2 protein-coding genes and 1 pseudogene are annotated in these 2,649 nt (G+C 65.0%); all 3 read left to right on the plus strand.

What is annotated here, in order from left to right; translation table 11 throughout:
* Positions 1 to 85 precede the first annotated feature (85 nt).
* A complete protein-coding gene (locus tag KGM94_RS24830; RefSeq protein WP_300265278.1) occupies positions 86 to 559 on the plus strand; it encodes a VOC family protein in 474 nt (157 codons plus the stop codon).
* Positions 560 to 654: 95 nt separating this feature from the next.
* Positions 655 to 1,932, plus strand: a pseudogene (locus KGM94_RS24835) (serine hydrolase domain-containing protein); the annotation flags it as partial.
* A 537-nt stretch (positions 1,933 to 2,469) separates the two neighbouring features.
* The coding region (locus KGM94_RS24840; RefSeq protein WP_300265282.1) for a TetR family transcriptional regulator at positions 2,470 to 2,649 on the plus strand (180 nt) is incomplete at its 3' end.

A 2,649-nucleotide genomic window follows, 5' to 3' on the forward strand; every position in this document is an offset into this window, starting at 1 on the left:
TCAAGCGACGTTGTCGGATGCGGCCCGGCCCGTTCGTCCTCGAGGACGGGTTTGAGCGCGATATTGGAACCGAAAGGACGCAGCAATGCCGAAGAACACGATCTGCCTGTGGTACGACAAGGACGCCGAGGCTGCCGCCCGCTTCTACGCAGAAACGTTCCCCGACAGCGTCGTGCACGCCGTGCACCGCGCGCCCGCCGACTATCCATCCGGCAAGGCGGGCGACGTGCTGACGGTTCAGTTCACGGTGTTCGGCATCCCCTGCCTCGGCCTCAACGGCGGTCCGATGTTCAAGCACAGCGAGGCCTTCTCGTTCCAGATCGCGACCGACGACCAGGCCGAGACCGACCGCTACTGGAACGCCATCGTCGGCAATGGCGGGCAGGAAAGCGCCTGCGGCTGGTGCAAGGACAGATGGGGCCTCTCCTGGCAGATCACCCCGCGCGCGCTGACCGACGCGCTTGCCGCCGGCGGCGACGAGGCCAAGCGCGCATTCGCCGCCATGATGGGCATGAAGAAGATCGACGTCGCCGCGATCGAGGCCGCGCGGCGCGGCTGACGCGGCCGTGCCGACGTCGCGAGCTGGCAGCATTTCGGCGGTGCTTGTGCCGGTCGAGCCGAACGCTAAACTCGGGCGAGACCCGGGAGAGGCGGATGAAACCATGTCAGGCGTTGCGGTTGCTTGCCTGTGGCGCGCTGCTGGTCGCGGCTGCGCCGTCGGCGCGGGCCGCGGGGACATTTGAAATTCCCGCGGGCGCGCACTTCAACACGGACAGGCTGGCGAGGATCGGCGAGTTCTTCCGCAACGAAGTGACGACCGGGAAAATTCCCGGCGCGATCCTGCTGATCCAGCAGCACGGCAAGCCGGTCTATCACCAATCCTTCGGCGTCCAGGACGTGGTGTCGAAGGCAGAGATCACCGACCGGACGATCTTCCGCCTGTTCTCGATGACCAAGGCGATCACCAGCGTGGTTGCGGTGAAGATGCTCGACGAGGGCAAGTTCGCGCTCGACGACCCCATCTCGAAATACATTCCGTCCTTCGCCAACGTGAAGGTCGGCGTCGAGATGAAGGCCGCCGACGGCAGCACGACGCTCGAGCTGGTGCCGCCGAACCGGCCGCCGACCGTGCTCGACCTGCTGCGCCAGACCTCGGGCATCACCTACGGCTTCTACGGCGACAGCCTGGTGCGCAAGGCCTACAGGGCCGCCGACATCTATGCCGGCGATTTCGACCTCGCCGAGTTCGCCGAGCGGATCGCAAGACTGCCGCTGCACAATCAGCCGGGCGCACTCTGGCAATACGGCCATTCCACCGACATCCTGGCGCGGATCATGGAAATCGTGTCCGGGAAGTCGCTGATCGAGGTCGAGCGGGACGAGCTGCTCGATCCGCTCGGCATGAAGGACACCGGCTTTTTCGTCACGGACCCGGAGAAGCAGAAGCTGCTGGCCCAGCCGATGCCGAACGACAGCGATTTCCGGGTCGGGCGCGACAACAACCCGACCGTGCGCAAGAAGATGACGTACGCCAGCGGCGGCATGGTCTCGACCATGGCGGACTATGCGCGCTTTGCGCAGATGCTGCTCGACGGCGGCACGTACGAGGGCAAGACGATCCTCAGTCCCAGGGCGTTCAAGCTGTTGACGACGGACCAGGTCGGGCCGGGGTCGGGCGTCGAGCGCGACTATTTCTACTTTCCGGGCGACGGCTTCGGCTTCGGTCTCGGCCTCGCCGTGCGCACCGATCCCGGAGACGCCAAGCCGCCGCCGCCGGGCGATCTCGGCGAACTCAAGTGGGACGGCGCCAGCGGTTGTTATTTCGTGATCGACCCCAAGCAGGACATGTTCTTCGTGCTGCTGGAGCAGACTCCCTCGGAGCGCCAGCGCATCCAGAAGACGGTGAAGCAGCTGATCTATGAGGCGATGGAGACCGCTCCGGCACCGGCTGAAGACGTCGACATCGGCAAGTCGGAATTCCAGTCGTCATGCGCGAGTTGTCATGGCGCCGACGCCAGGGGCAAGGGACCGGTCAGCGACCAACTCAAGATTGCGCCTTCCGATCTGACGGTGCTGGCGAGGAACAGCAACGGAGTCTTTCCCACGAGCGCCGTCTATGAAACCATCGACGGGTCGCGGACGATTCGCGCGCACGGCACCCGCGACATGCCGATCTGGGGGGAACGGTTCAACCCCATCGTCGGCCTGCCGCACAATGTCGACCCGTCCTATTGGAAGCTCGCCGGTCCGGAGCAAAGCCCGGAGGTCGTCGTGCGCAGGCGCATCCTTGCCGTCATCGACTATCTGAAAAGCGTCCAGCAGAAGTAGCGACCGGCGATCGCCGATTGCTTGCCGGGTAGGTTTCCGGCCCGGCGGTGTCCCCGCGCCCGGTCCACCGGTTCCAATCGCGAGGCGGGCGTTGACTTCGCTTCCAAAAGATAGTAATTGATTACTATCTTTGAGGTCGCGATGAACGAAAAGTACCTGTCCGCCGAGGAGCGCCGCCGGCTGACCGTTGAAACGGTCGTGTCGCTCGCAGCGGCGCAAAACCCGAGCGAGATCACGACCGCGGCGATCGCGGCGCGAATGCACGTGACGCAGGGCGCCCTGTTTCGCCATTTTCCGAGCAAGGACGCGATCTGGCAGGCG

This window comes from Bradyrhizobium sp. (genome assembly GCF_028868675.1).
Taxonomy (GTDB): Bacteria; Pseudomonadota; Alphaproteobacteria; order Rhizobiales; family Xanthobacteraceae; genus Bradyrhizobium.